This is a genomic window from Bifidobacterium sp. B4142, assembly GCF_026537325.1.
Classification (GTDB): Bacteria; Actinomycetota; Actinomycetes; order Actinomycetales; family Bifidobacteriaceae; genus Bombiscardovia.
Genome location: NZ_JAFNMJ010000001.1, coordinates 60801 through 75015, shown reverse-complemented (window position 1 = coordinate 75015; position 14215 = coordinate 60801). Strand labels below are relative to the sequence as shown.

Here is a 14215-nt window from a genome sequence, read left to right as displayed (position 1 = left end):
CTTTCTGATCAGTTCAGAATGGACCCGAAGTCGTAGGCGCTCTCACCCTGATCGCTCTGATCGACGCCGATGACCTCCTGATCCTTGCTGACTCGCCAACCAATGGTCTTCTCCAGTGCAAAGGCGATCACACCGGTTACTACAGCTGCGTAGATGATCGCAATCAGCGCCACCAGGAACTGAACCAGCAGCTGCCGGAAATTGCCGCCGGCCAGGAAGCCCGTGCCGGTACCAAAGAAGCCTATCAGCAGCGTGCCCAATAAACCACCCACACCGTGGATGCCTACCACATCCAAGGAGTCGTCATAGGCGAAACGGAACTTGAGCCCGCAGGCCAGGCAGCAGACGAAACCAGCCAGGAGGCCGATGACCATGGCCCAGAGCGGGGAAACCACGTCGGCCGCTGGAGTGATGGCCACCAGGCCGGCAACCATGCCGGATGCAGCACCCATGGCGGTGTAATGCCCGGTACGGATCCGTTCAGTAAAGAGCCAGCCTAGGGTGGCAGCGCTGGCGGCCATGGTCGTGGAGACCCAGGCATATCCAGCCGTGCCATTGGCGGCGAAGGCGGATCCGGCATTGAAACCGAACCATCCAAACCAGAGCAGGAAGGCGCCCAGCATGACCATAGGCACGTTGTGGGGGCGTATGGACTCCTTGGGGAAGCCGATACGCCTGCCGATGATGAGCACAATGACCAAGGCTGCTATTGCCGCATTGATGTGGATGACCGTACCGCCCGCAAAGTCGTGCGCCTGGGCCCCGATGGCGTTGGAGATGGGTCCATCGGCAGCCAACAGTCCGTGATTCCAGACCATGTGGGCCATGGGCGCGTAATCCAGGGTGACCCAAAGGGCAACGAAGATCATCCAGGTGCTGATTCTGACTCGCTCTGCCAGGGCTCCCGAGATCAGGGCCACGCAGATCATGGCGAAGGCGGCCTGGAAGGCGATGTCCACCGTGTGCGGGTAGGCAGCGTTTGCGGAATCAAGCGAGGTGAAGACCCCATCCTTGGCCGTGACCGTATCCTTGAGCAGGAAGCCGGTGACTGGGTCGCCGAAGATGCCACCAATATCCTTACCTGCAAAGGAAATCGACCAGCCCCAGAAGGCCCAAATAACGCCCGTCACGGCAATGGCCAGCGTGGACATCATCATCATGTTGAGCACAGCCTTGGCTCGGACCATACCCCCATAGAAGAAAGCCACCGCTGGAGTCATCAGGAAAACCATGGATGCCGCTACCAGCATCCAGGCAGCATTTCCAGAATCCATGCCTACACCTCTCTTTTCCCCATCCGGGCGGGCAGTCCCCAATAAAGAGGGCTTCCCTCCGGACAGCCTACGTCAGATTCTCTTCCACTTCCCGATTCATCAAACAGGAAGAGGATAACGGTCAGGTCACCGTCGCATTACCTGCGAGTGACTATTGGATGACCACTTTATGACCAGCCGAACGGCCGGACTACTCGTCTCCCAGAATGCCGTCGACAAAGGACTCGGGATCGAAAACGGCCAGATCATCGGGTCCCTCGCCCAGCCCAACCAGCTTGACAGGCACACCCAGCTCGCTCTGGACAGAAACGACGATGCCGCCCTTGGCTGAGCCGTCCAGCTTGGTCAGGACGATGCCCGTGACCCCGATGGCCTGGGCGAAGACCTGGGCCTGGATCATCCCGTTCTGCCCGGTGGTGGCATCCAGGACCAGCAGAACCTCGTCCACGGGCAGGTTCTTCTCGATCACCCGCCGGATTTTACCCAGCTGATCCATCAGATTGGCCTTGTTCTGTAGACGCCCGGCTGTGTCCACAATGAGTACATCTGCCTGATCATTTTTGGCCCGTTCCGCGGCTTCGAAAGCCACCGAGGCCGGGTCGGCACCGTCGCGGTCGCTGCGGACCACGGGCACGCCCACCCTGCCACCCCAGGTCTCCAGCTGGTCAGCGGCTGCGGCGCGGAAGGTGTCGGCGGCACCCATGACCACCGATTTGCCATCGGCGACGAAGAGCCTGGCCAGCTTGCCCGCCGTGGTGGTCTTGCCTGTCCCGTTGACGCCCACCATGATGACGACCGACGGCCTGTTGGCCTGAGGCCGGGCAGCCACCAGAGTTCGGTCCATGCTGGGGTCGATCAGATCGATCAAGCGCTGACGAAGGCCACGACGCACTGCTGCGGGGTCCTTCTGCCCGGTAATCCGGGCATCGTCGCGCAACTGTTTCACCAGCTGTTCGCTGGCCTCGGCGCCCACATCCGCCATGAGCAGGGTGTCTTCAACATCTTCCCAGTCGGATTCGCTCAGATGGTCCTTGGTCAAAATGGCAAAGAGGGCCTTTCCGAAGGGGTTGGGGCTCTTGGCCAGCCTGGCCTTGAGCCTGGTCATGCGGGATGCAGAGGCCTCCGGGTGAACCGGCTCCTCCTGCGCTGACTGTGCTGCCTGGTCGGTTGAGGAAGACTGGGCGGACGCCTCTGAATCGACTGAACCCGCAGAAGAAGGCGATGCGGAGGAGACGGACTGGACAGCCTGGTCACCTGATGAAGCTGCTGGGGAGGCACCAAGTTGGCCTCCAGCTCGGCTCTCTGCCGCAGCCGTCGCCGATTTCGGGGGCAAAGAAGAGTGGCCATTACCAGGCTCTTGCGCCCTGCCGGGACGCACGGAATCCCCCTGGGACCGGCGCTTACGGACCGCCACCAGAATGCCGACCACCGCCAGCACCAGAACGATCAGCACCACAATAAGAATAAGGAGCTGCTGTGTTGTCATAGGTACCAGCCTAAAGGCGAAAAGGGACACGGACAGTCATCACCAGCGGTCACTTTTCGCTCGGATGACTCGTTTCCATCTACGAACCGCTCTTGACTGAAGGCATGACGTCGAAGGTGATGGGCTGAGGCTCCCGCCGCTGCGGACGCGAGGGCTCAGGGCTGGAAGAACGTGATGCGGAGTTCCTGGGGGCCGGAGGCTCAGAGGCAGCAGAGACCGACGGCACGGCATTCTTCTTTTGTCTCGGGCTAGCCGACGATGCAGAATCGACGCTTGGGGGCCGGGGCAGATTTATCTCGTCCGTGGAATCGGAGGCCAGCGTACCTCGAACCTCCACCACAGAGGAGGAGTTGACATAAACCGGATAGGGATGTGCAAGGTCTTCAGCAGTTGGCACATCCTCGCCCGAGCCAGGGGCAAAAGACAGATGCCCTCCTGCAATCCGCGGCAGCTTATTCTCTCGCTCCTGCTGACGGCGCGCGGCCCTGCGCACACGCTCATTCAGAGACTGAGAGAAGGCACGGTCCTGGGACTCGCCCAGCGCCAAACGCATGACGAATACAATGAATGCCATCACCACCAGCACCCATACCAGGACAATCAGCCAGACCATATCTGCCATTCTCTCAGAAGAACCCCGCAGACGCGCTAAGACACGAGGAATCTATCGGTCTCTTTCACACTGGCGTGTTCATCGGGCTGCTCGTTTGGTCAGGCAAATCGAACCAATACCTTTCTACTGGCTGACCAGAGCTGCTGGGAAGCGCATTCTCCAGTTGCCCGCCACGCGAAAGAATGACCCGCCGACTGGCCAGATTCGATCCGGCGCAAGTGATCAGGACCCGGCTCATGCCCAGGGCGGCAGCCCATCGCAGACAATCGTCCAGCATCATCCCGGCATAGCCTTGCCGACGACGATCCGGACGGACCGAATAGCCGATGTTGCCGCCCATGCGCAACAGCGCCTTTGTGAGCTGCAACCTCAGCTGGATCATCCCCACCAGTTCGCCGCTGGATTCAAATGCAGCGAACTGGAAGGCGGGCACAAATCCCAGGGGCAGATCATCGCCACGCGCCTGCCGAGCCACCTCGGGCAAGCCTGACCGACGAACCTCATCCAAGCTGCGGCAGTTCTCCAAGGGGCCGAGCCCAGCCGCTTCATCCTCTGGCTGCGCGCGACAAGCCTTCAGATACTGCCAGACCTGGTCGGCATCCACCGCCCCAGGCTGGTCCATCCTCACCAGAAGGATTCCCATGGTCCGCCTCCCTCTTGCCGATCGCTTGGCCGCTCTTTGTCCGACTGTGGTCTGGACAGCGGCTGCATCTCATCATATACGGGCGGCAAGCAACCGAACCGAGGAATTCCAGAGGGAACCTGTTCGACTGAGATAGTATCCACGTAAACGAATAGCGGAAACTCAGTATAGTGAGCATTCGTTTGCTAGAAAAAGCGTCCTCTTTGTATTCGAGTTCTAGTGCCCGGACCCAAGCATCGACCTCATCGCACTGGTGATGTCATCATGCCGCAAGCCATCATTTCTCCTGGCTTTCATCCTCACGGTGCCCGAAATGGCTGCCGTGGCGCTGATGCCATCCATCACGGGCATACGAACGTCCATAAGGATCACCTGAGGCAATGGCTAATCGGCTGCTTTCATCTATCGAAGCAGAATCACCGCCTCCTGACCATTGGAAGCTTGTCTGACGACCTGTAGATCAGGGTCAACCTTGATCGACCAGGCCCTTGCGAAGGAGCACAGGGTCATCGACCAGAATCAGGTCAATCATGAATGTTGCCTTCCTTCTTGGCCAGTACCAGGCAGGATGGCTTCTACCGCCCATCCCCCGTTCTCGCTCGGTCCACTACTCAAACTCCCTCCCACCAGTCGGCATTGCTTGCTTATCTGTTTGAGTCCCGCTCCTTGATGATTATGAATGATCGGTTTCTGATCGCCCAAGACTTGCCCATGCTCATCCCCATGCCCATCGTCGTGGATTCTGATGCGCGGAGGGTGCCGTCCTGCTCATAGTCACGAGAGAGAACGATGGTACGGGTCTGAGGCGTGCCGGAGCGTGTTGGTGATTGCCTCCCTGCTGACAATGAAGCAGAGGCTGTCCTGTCTGGGTTCATGCCGCTGATGCCATGTTTTAGTAAACACGACAGCCAGACCAACCGCGCGGGCATGGGCGATCACGGTGTCGAGCTCATTGAGCGTGTGCGGCCTGAAACCATAGCTGCTCTTTGACCTCAACTGAGTCAGCGAATCCCTGAGTCAGCGCGATAATCGCGGTGAAGTCATGGCCCACGCTATCGTGCAACTCCGCTGCCACCTGGGCACCTGTTATAGCCCGATCCCTTTATCTCAGAGTTGATGCGCTGCTGCATCTCGCGCTGAATCCGGTAGGACCTGACAGCCATGATAACAGCCATCCGGGCCGACCATTCCAGAAAGAGCATGTGCCCGGCATGCGCGTTGAAGGTGACCAGACTGACGGCCGCGACTGACTCACCCACACCTGCCGCAATCCTAGGTGCTGATGATAAACAGATGCAGAAATAAAGAGCGCCTACCAGGGGAATCACAAAGCTATCGTCCGAGGTGACAAATGACAGACCGATGTATATCTCAAGGCGTCCATGGTCGTGATGAACAGGGGAAGCTGCCTACTTCAGTACAGCATACACGAACACGGGAGTCCGATCAGGCTGATGACCATCTTCCCAATAGATAAAGGCATGTTCCCGGCCCAGACCGGAGGGAAGGTGGGGGCGCTGACATAGAGAAGCGTATAATAAACCAGGCTCAGCAGAGGCATGACAAATCTGGTCAAACACTGATTGCTCAACAGCTCGAATAGGTTGGTTGCCATGCCCTTCTCGCACCCCCCACCGCATTCCGAGGATGCCCAAGGTATGCCATGCTGGCAGCGCCGAAGACCTTGCGAAATCCGACAGCGTAGGCCATTCCCGGCAGGAGGCTGGAGATGAAGGATGCCAGAACGGCGGTAGTTGCCATGATGAACCCTTCGAGAGGGGGCTTGAGCTCGCGTTGATTCGGGTCCGCACCAGCAATCGAAATGAGAGATAGATCCGGGCTTCGACCATGGGCTGAAATCAGGTATCCGGCGCATACCCCAGCCAGCGTGCGACCAGCGCAAGGCCTAAGAGCGTAATGAGCATGGAGAAATCAGAGCTGCTGACATCCAGGTTGAAACGCAGCAAACGACTGTATTCGGCACTGGTCTAGTAAAAGGAAGCGGTCATCATCAGCAGGGAACCCCTATGACCAGCGGCATGACCGTAGTGCTGAGGCTGCGCATGCGGGCGTTGGCTTGCCGACAAGCAATCAGCCATGAGAACTTGCGAAGAGCGATAGACCTGGTCTAGCCGCTGGTGACCGTGCCCAGCAGGGAGGAACCTGCCAAGCAGATCGCGGCCAGCAGGAGCACGAAACCGAAAGTGCTGCCCATGGCGATGGGCAGGATGAGTGCCGCAGTGTGTAAACGGACCAGTTGCTCATCAGATATGGTCCGAACCTGCATAATCCGCATCAGCATGATCGCCAATGCCACAAACAGGCATAAAAGAAGGCGGCGATACGTCGCGCCAAACCTGTGGTTTTTGGGAGAATAATCGCGATCCGAAAGTATTTCACAGGACTGATTCTGCTGATGATCCGGACGGTCAGCAGGGTATCGAGCAAGGACAGCAATACCCCGCGCGAAATCCCTGCCTCCCAGAAGACAAGCTGGTGGCCAGCAATGAAAGGCTGCCTGCCGGTCAGGAACTGCGACGTCTCCCAATCGTACAGGGGACGGACCAACAGATAGGGGTTCACCAACGAGGCTCCGCTGGCTGCGAGCGCCAAAATGGGCACGCGCGAAGAAGCCAATGAGGTCAGTTGCCAAGGTGTGGAACCTTGCAAAGCCATGAGAGCGATGTTGCATCGCCGCCTCGGGGCTGCCAACGGCATACTGGACCCCGATCTGACACTCGGCCCGGTCCTGGGGATGTCCAGGTGGGACCGGCCGGCAATCTGACAGGCGGGTTGCGAAAGGTGCCGTCAGGCAATCTGCCGGACGGCACCTTCACTTGATTCAGGACCTGCGGAACCGCAGGGTCACGATCTGGAAGGGATGGAGCTCAAGATCAATCCCGTCCTCGCCCTTGGACCGTATGGCCGGCTGGACAGCATCGCAAGGAACCTCCATGAGGCCCACTTCATCGACGCCGGACCAATCAAAGCAGGCGGCCAGCCGAGCACGGGAACGGGCACCGGCGGATTCATAAAGACGGACGACCAAGTCGCCCGACCGGTCCTCGGCCAACTTTACGCTCTCGATCAGCACATCCTGCCCGTCCACTTCGACCAAGGGATCTACCTGGTGGGCGCCCATCACCCGGCGGACCGGGACATTGAGCCTGTAGCCCATCCGTATGGCCCGCCTGATATCGGTGCCCACACCCAGGGCCACTGTGAAGTCGTGCTCCCCAAGATCGGCCCGAGGATCGGGGAAGTGAGGGGCGCGCAGGAGGGAGATCTGGATGCGCGTGCCCGGTCTGCCATCCGGCAGGGCAAACTGGTGGATGTCATGGCCATAGTTAGTGCAGTTGGCCAAGCTGACGCCGAAGTCGCCCTCCTGAATGTGAACCCACCGCTGGGCTGCGGCCTCGAATCTGGCCTGTTCCCAAGAGGTATTCTCGGTGATCGGCCTGGTCAGATGACCGAACTGGATTTCGTTGGCTGACTCCTTGGTGTAGAGGTTGGTCGGGAAGGAGAGCTTGAGCAGCCTGTCGCTTTCCTTCCAGTCCACGTGTGTACGGATCACCAGGGCATCCGTGTCATCATCCAGGCTGAGCTCCTGGCTGAAGGTTGACTGGCCGATGGCCCCGGAGACGATCACGGTCCCCTGGTCGGTCAAAGTAGTCGTCTCGACCTGGGCACCAGGCAATTCCATGTCCTGGTAGGTCTTGTCGATATCCCAGGCATCCCAATGGGCGGGGGCGTCGATGAAGAGGCGGAGGACGTTGGCCGGGACTGCCGGGTCAATCACCTCACGGCCGGAAGCCCTGTCAACGGCCGAGACCACATGACCCTTGTGATCGATGCGGAAGGAGACTCGGTCATTTTCGAGGACCGTATCGTCGCCATCCCTGCGTGCCTGGCCGCCGGCGGTACTGCCGGGTGCGGACACAGCACCGGCACGGACACCCTCCTGGCTCAGGGGCCCTGCGTTGGCCTCCAGCTGGACCGGGCCGCTGCCGACGAGCGCCTTGAGGGACCTGTCAATGATCCCCTCCAGCTGGGCCCAAATCTTCCTGTCGGAGCGCTGCACCTCGGCATAGACCCAGGCGATGGCCGATCCAGGAAGGATGTCGTGGAACTGATAGAGGAGGACCTTGCGCCAGATCTCCTGCAGCTCCTCATAGGGATAAGGGACCCCGCAGAGGATGGCCGCCTGGCTGGCCCACCATTCGGCCTGTCGCAGGAGGGACTCGCTGCGCTTGTTCCCGCTCTTGGTCGCCGCCTGGGAGGTGGCCGTGCCGCGGTGGAGCTCCAGGTAGAGCTCACCCACCCAACGAGGGGGATCTTTCATCTCCTCCTTGGCCTGGCGGAAGAACGTCTCCGGCGAGGTCATCAGAACCCGGGGGCCGCCCTCCAGGTTCTCCTGGAGCTCGGTCGCCACCACCATCTCACGGGTGGGCCCGCCACCGCCGTCACCCCAGCCGTAGAGGAGCAGACTGGAAGCCCCCTTCCCCTTCTCGGTATAGTTCTTCTCGGAGCGGGCCACGTCGGCCGGGGAAGCATCGGAGTTGTACTTGTCTGCCGGCGGGAAATGGGTGAATATCTCCGTCCCATCGATCCCTTGCCACATGAAGGAATGGAAGGGGAAGGTGTCCGTGTCATTCCAGGAGATCTTTTGGGTCAGGAAGTAGTCCATGCCCGCCAGGCGGGCGATCTGCGGGAAAGCACCCGAATAGCCGAAACTGTCCGGCAGCCAGGCGACATGCGAGGTGATGCCGAACTCCTCCTGGAAGAAGCGGCCACCTTGGAGGAACTGACGGACCAGGGACTCGCCACCTGGCAGGTTGGCATCGCTCTCAACCCACATACCCCCGACGGGGACGAACTGACCGGAGCGAATCTTGCGCCTGACCCCCTCGTAGATATTGGGCTCGCTGTCCTTAAGCCACTGATACTGCTGGGCCGAAGAGGCGGCAAAGATGAAGTCTGGGTACTCGTCGGCCAACTCGACCGCATTGCTGAAAGTCCTGGCCACCTTGCGGGGGGTCTCTCTCAGGGGCCAAAGCCAGGCGGAATCTATGTGCGCGTGACCTACGGCATAGACGGTGTGACCTTTAGTGGCGGGTGCACTGAGCACTTCCGCCAGGCACTGGCGCGCACGGCCTGCACCGCCTGCCACATCGTTGGGGTCGATGCTGTTGAGCGCAGCTTCGATGGCATCCAGGATGTTGGCGTAGCGGGTGCGGGTGGGGTCCACCTCGTGCAGGAGACCCTCAAGGACCTTGAGTTCTTGGATCAGGTTCCAGACCTGAAGGTCAAGCAGCCCCAGCTCCAGCCGCTGCAGACGGTAGATGCCCTGCTCCCTGCCCACCCCTTCGTTGCCCAGCTCGGTTGGATGGAAGGACCCACCGTTGGAGATCTGTGGGTTAGACGCAGCCTCGATGTAGAACTCGCAAGGCTGGCCCGGTTCGGGCACTGGCACCCACTGGTTGAAGGGCTCCACGGCCTTGATCACGGTCCCGTCCGGGCGGCGAACCAGGCCTTCCGCCTGGAAGCCGGGACCCAGCCCGATCCTGCCCAAATCGACGACCAGCTCGGGGCGGGTGCCCGCCTCGTGTGCCCACTCAGCCGGCACCTGGCCGGTCACGTGGAGCCACCAGGTGTCCCAGGCCGTCCCCCACGGGTCCCCGACCGACATAGGCCGGTATTCGGCCTGCTTGGCCGTCTGGAAGTCGACTGGTTCGCCGGCGACATCCCAGGATTCGATTGAAACGGGGCAAGTGTGGCGGTACAGGGCGTTCTGCAGGTGCTGGTCCAGAAGCCTGTCCAGCCTCCACATGACCTTTTCTTCACGCGTAAATCCCAATATTCAACCTCCTTGTTGGCGGGTCACGGAAGACCCGCATCTACATTGTCTTTTGCGGCCTATGCAAAAAGTTAGTTTAGTTTACTTCTTTGTCAGTTGCCACCGCCGACGCCGCAATTCGCGTACTTTTCTGCCATCACTGCAAAACTTCCCCTGGCGGTCGTGAATTTGTCCACTTTTTACACTTAGGCGGTCGGCCGGAAGGATAACGGCCCGTCATGCCCTCTTGCGAGATTACCTGGCCGACCGAGGGCGACACCCTGCCCCGACGGATTCCGCCACGAAAGGCACAGTCCCAGCGCCAGCCCCCGCCGCGCAACTGCCTTTTCATCCCTTCACACTTCCGGCCCGGGAGTATCCCCCCCCCCAGGAAACGGTTGGCGATGACATACATGATCACCACTGGTAGGGAATAAATCAAGGAAAAGGCAGCCAGCTGGCCATAGACCCATCCCATACTGGCCCAGTCCACCCAGGCGGCTTCCTCCAGACCGGGACTGAGTCCATGAAGTTTTTGGTCACCCAAATGGTCATGGGGAAAGAGGAAGCCCCCAGGAAGAGTATGGTTCCCGTCTTTGAGTCCAAGAGGTGGAGCATGACGCAGAGGGAGTAAACCGGGGCCGTCAGACAGGTGATCGGCAGGCAGGTGCCGAATAGGATAGTGTAGAGGAAGGGCTTGTTGAACTTGGGCCGGTATCGGGGGGGGGGTAAGTGCACAGGCCAGGATGATTACTGTGACCACTGCCGAGATCAGAAAGCTGTTCCACAGGGGAAGGAAGGTCTGATCCTTGGTCATGATGGCCGCAAAGTTCTTCAGATTCCAATGCCGGGGAATCTTGGTCTGGAGGGTGGCTTCCCCGTCGAAGGCGGCGAAGTAGAGCCAGAGGAGGGGGAGGATGAAAGCCACAAAGACAACCCCATGGCTACGTAGGACAGACAGGCGGCCAGGCCTTGCCAGGTGGGCGAGGTGGGGGTGTTGAGCCTCCTCCTGTGCCCGGCCGTCCGGGCCGGTCGCCGGCCTGCAACCGGTTCTCTGATTACATCACTCATTGGTTACCCCTTCTCGTCCTTGAGAGCGTTGACATAGACCATGCCGAAAGTAGCACCGATGAAGCGCATGACCACGGCGATGGCGCACCCATAGCCGATGTCCCTGAATTTAAAGGGTCACCTTGTAGGCGAAGACGGGCAGGGTGGTGCTCTTGGATGAGGCCAAGGGATCAGCCGTGCCCGACCGATCACCGGGTCCTATTCCCTGATGGCAACCTTGTCCTGGCCGACGGTACCTGTCACCCCTTGCTCGTAAGCCTTGGCGGCCTCGTCGACCGACATTGCACCGGTCACCACCTGCTCCGTAGCCCTCTGGATTTCAGCCGAGACCTTGGGATACTCGCTCACGCTGGTGCGGACATGCATGTAAGCCAGGGCCTTGGTGGTGATCTGAAGGCATTGGTGGCCAGATACTTGGGATCCTTGGCCACGTCGGACCTGACTGCGATCTTGGCTTCTTTGATATCCTTCTCCAACGAAAACTCCCTATTGCCTAGAAGCTTGACGAACTCGAAGGTCAGCTCCGGGTTCTTGGACTTGCCGCCAACAGCCAGGGTCCACCCGCCGGAAGAGGTGACGTACTGCGGTTCCGCACCGGTCTTGCTAGGGAAGAGACAGCCCCCAGGGTCTTCTCGTAATCCGGCCACTCCTTGGACCAGCCCTTAATCCACGTGGAGGGCAGCCAGCTGCCATCCAGGGTGAAGCTAATCTTGTCATTGGGAAGCCAATCCATACTGATCGTCCCGCCGATATTCACATCCTGCGCCTCGGTCGGAGAGCTTGGTCCACAACCTCAGCCGAATTGTAGATGACCCTGGCAAAACCCGGCCGGTCGGGACCGGCCACGAGGATCTCCTGGGCGGGGCACCGAAGGCAGCCACGGATGCCTCCAGAACCACCTGGGCCTGTCTCCCTGCCGGTATGGAGACCTGGGCGATCTGATCGGCCAAGACAGTCCCATCCAAGCGGTGGCGCTCCACCCGCCACTGGCCCTCCCAGGCCTGACGGGTGTCGTTGACCATGACCAGAACCAGCTGGTCAGGGGTGACAGGCATGCCAGCCCAACTGTGCTCAGCCCAGTAGGCCTCTGAAACCCTGGGCTGAATAGAGGCTAGGCAGAGGGAGCGAAGAAGTCGCGGGAGGCGAACCAGAGGGGCTTGCGGTGCCAGCATTCACCTGCTCCAGCGAGCGCATGTACTCCACCCCGAATCGGACGGCCTGTGCCTGTTGCAACTGACAAGCCCAGTGCCAGTCCTCAATATCCTCCCAGCGGTCACTGGGAATCAGCCAGGAGTGCGGCCCATCCGAACGACGGCCGTTTACCACGCCGCCGTAACTGATGTCATAGAAGTCGCCCGGAGTCAGATGGGAACGCATGCCTCGGGAGAGCTTGATGTTGCCGTCGATGGCCTTCTGGTGGACCAGCATCTGGGTGCCAAAGGGGTCCAAGGGGCTGTCATGCACCACCCGGGTCAGGGTGCTCCAGGCAGGAGGCGCCTGGTATCCGAACTCGTCGGCGAAGCGGGGCCTGTAATCCCTGTAGGCCTTGTAGCCCTTGCTGTTCCACACATCCCAGATGTGCACGGTCCCGTCGTTGTCCTTGTTGGGCGAGGTGTACTTGGTGAAACTCATCGGGGAACTCGGCAGATAGATCCTGGTCGGGTCCAGTTGTGCGAAGAGGCGGGGAAAAAGATCAGAATAATATCCATCGCCCCAAGGGCGTTCACCGTAACCGTACATGTTGGGGACGGCGGCGGGATCGACCAGAGCGTTCTTGAACCCGCCCCAGTCGGCATAGGCCGTGTAATTCTCGTTGGATCCATTCCATACGACCAGGCTGGGGTGCGGGGAGAGCCGACCGATCTGCTCCCGGGCCTCCGCCTCAACCTCCGACCAGTTGCCCGGGTCCTCCGGGTAAGCGGCGCAAGCGAACATGAAGTCCTGCCAGACCATCACCCCCTCCTCGTCCGCCAGGTCATAGAGGTCGTCGGACTCGTAGTATCCACCTCCCCAGATCCTGACCATGTTGGAATTGGACTCGACCAAGTCCTCCATCCGTCGTTGGTAGCGATCCTTGTTCATCCGGGTAATGAAGGCATCGTCGGGAATCCAGTTGTAACCGTGGGCATGCACCGGTACCCCGTTGACGGATATGCGGAAGGGGCGGCCGTCCTCGTCGGCCGCCGTGTCCACGCTGACCGTGCGGAAACCCACCCGGCCTGTCCACACGGCCTGGGGACGGGATTCATCCGATCCGGCGTTTGCCCCCTCCTGGCCTGCCATGACATCGACCGTGTAGAGGGGGTGATCACCGTAGCCCCGGGGCCACCAAAGCTGCACATCCGGTACCCTGAGAACCAGGCGGACCGTGTCCGCTCCGGCATTGAGGCAGGAGCAGGCCTGGGCGTCGGCACTGTTGCCGCCTAGATGGACCCGCACGGGTATCCCCCCGGACTGGGTGCCAGGCCGTGCCTTCTCATCGGTACCGGACCTTCCACGGCCACCAGCGCGTTCCAGATCCACATCCACGGTGAGCAGACCCCCACCTTGGTCGTCGACGCCCACCAACGGGCGGACTTGGGCAATTCTGACACCGGACCAAGAATCAATGCCGATGGGCTGCCAGATTCCGGCGTTGGCCACGTCGATACCCCAGTCCCATCCGAACGACGAGGCCGCCTTCCGGAGCTGGTTGAAGGGATGGCTGTCATAAGGGTAGTAACCCAGAATCGTCTGTCTCCTCTCCCCCTCGCGGACAGGGGAGGTGAAGGAGACGACCAGGGTGTTCCCGCCATCTTTGAGGAGATTGCGCACATCCCACCGGTAGGTGCGGTAGGCGTTCTGGGTGCTGCCGACCGGTCGGCCGTTGAGTTCCAGTGCGGCAACCGTATCCAGTCCGTAGGCCACCAGGTCGTGACGCTGCGATCCGTCGTCATGCCAGTCGAACTGGCAGGTGAACCGCCAGTCAACATCGCCGATCCACTGCTGGGCCTGTTCGTTGTCCCCGTCATAAGGGTCACCGATCAGGCCGGCGCGGAGAAGGTCAATAGTCGCCTCCCCCGGCACTCGGGCCTCGACCCCATTGGCCAGGCGGTCGCGGAGATCCTCCGGCGCCACCTGGGGATTGAGGGCTGCCATGGTCCAACTCCCCTCAAGAGGGGTGAATGTGGATGGGTGATGTGTAAGCATGGTGCTTGTCTTCCTTGTCTTGCGCTCCGTCGGCAGAGGCTTCAACCTTCCCCCGAAGTCCCGTGATGGTCATTCAACGCGGTGTACTCCTGCATCACCCTAG

Annotated in this window: 13 protein-coding genes and 1 pseudogene; all 14 read right to left on the bottom strand. The window is 60.5% G+C overall.

Features of this window, described 5'->3' with window-relative positions; translation table 11 throughout:
• Positions 1–8: 8 nt before the first annotated feature.
• The gene (locus J3U06_RS00295; RefSeq protein ID WP_267431016.1) at positions 9–1274 is read right to left on the bottom strand and encodes an ammonium transporter; all 1266 of its coding nucleotides are present in this window, start codon (positions 1272–1274) and stop codon (positions 9–11) included.
• 190 nt (positions 1275–1464) lie between these two features.
• Positions 1465–2400 (bottom strand): annotated as a pseudogene (ftsY, locus tag J3U06_RS00290) (signal recognition particle-docking protein FtsY); the annotation flags it as partial.
• 439 nt (positions 2401–2839) lie between these two features.
• On the bottom strand, positions 2840–3334 hold the full coding sequence (locus tag J3U06_RS00285; RefSeq protein WP_267443983.1) for a hypothetical protein: 495 nt from the start codon (positions 3332–3334) through the stop codon (positions 2840–2842).
• Between the two features lie 103 nt (positions 3335–3437).
• On the bottom strand, positions 3438–4016 hold the full coding sequence (locus J3U06_RS00280) for a GNAT family N-acetyltransferase (RefSeq protein ID WP_267443982.1): 579 nt from the start codon (positions 4014–4016) through the stop codon (positions 3438–3440).
• Between the two features lie 949 nt (positions 4017–4965).
• Entirely contained in the window at positions 4966–5067 is a 102-nt protein-coding gene (locus J3U06_RS09350) for a hypothetical protein (RefSeq protein WP_416378921.1), read from the bottom strand.
• A gap of 1 nt (position 5068) precedes the next feature.
• Positions 5069–5275 carry a hypothetical protein gene (locus tag J3U06_RS00275; protein ID WP_267443981.1) on the bottom strand — a complete coding sequence of 69 codons (207 nt, stop codon included), beginning with the start codon at positions 5273–5275 and terminating at the stop codon, positions 5069–5071.
• Between the two features lie 869 nt (positions 5276–6144).
• Positions 6145–6303 carry a hypothetical protein gene (locus J3U06_RS00270; protein WP_267443980.1) on the bottom strand — a complete coding sequence of 53 codons (159 nt, stop codon included), beginning with the start codon at positions 6301–6303 and terminating at the stop codon, positions 6145–6147.
• A gap of 8 nt (positions 6304–6311) precedes the next feature.
• Positions 6312–6692, bottom strand: coding sequence for a hypothetical protein (locus tag J3U06_RS00265; protein ID WP_267443979.1), 381 nt, complete (start codon positions 6690–6692; stop codon positions 6312–6314).
• Between the two features lie 166 nt (positions 6693–6858).
• Entirely contained in the window at positions 6859–9873 is a 3015-nt protein-coding gene (locus tag J3U06_RS00260) for an alpha-mannosidase (RefSeq protein ID WP_267443978.1), read from the bottom strand.
• A gap of 136 nt (positions 9874–10009) precedes the next feature.
• Positions 10010–10780 carry a hypothetical protein gene (locus J3U06_RS00255; protein WP_267443977.1) on the bottom strand — a complete coding sequence of 257 codons (771 nt, stop codon included), beginning with the start codon at positions 10778–10780 and terminating at the stop codon, positions 10010–10012.
• A 341-nt stretch (positions 10781–11121) separates the two neighbouring features.
• Positions 11122–11271, bottom strand: a complete 150-nt coding sequence (locus J3U06_RS00250) for a helix-turn-helix domain-containing protein (protein ID WP_267399203.1) — start codon at positions 11269–11271, stop codon at positions 11122–11124.
• The gene (locus tag J3U06_RS00245; protein ID WP_267443976.1) at positions 11268–11570 is read right to left on the bottom strand and encodes a hypothetical protein; all 303 of its coding nucleotides are present in this window, start codon (positions 11568–11570) and stop codon (positions 11268–11270) included. The genes J3U06_RS00250 and J3U06_RS00245 overlap by 4 nt, the downstream gene beginning before the upstream one ends.
• A 66-nt stretch (positions 11571–11636) precedes the next feature.
• Positions 11637–11978 carry a hypothetical protein gene (locus J3U06_RS00240; RefSeq protein WP_267443975.1) on the bottom strand — a complete coding sequence of 114 codons (342 nt, stop codon included), beginning with the start codon at positions 11976–11978 and terminating at the stop codon, positions 11637–11639.
• Between the two features lie 16 nt (positions 11979–11994).
• Positions 11995–14112 (bottom strand): glycoside hydrolase family 2 protein, encoded by a 2118-nt coding sequence (locus J3U06_RS00235; RefSeq protein ID WP_267443974.1) that lies wholly within the window; start codon positions 14110–14112, stop codon positions 11995–11997.
• Between the last annotated feature and the right edge of the window lie 103 nt (positions 14113–14215).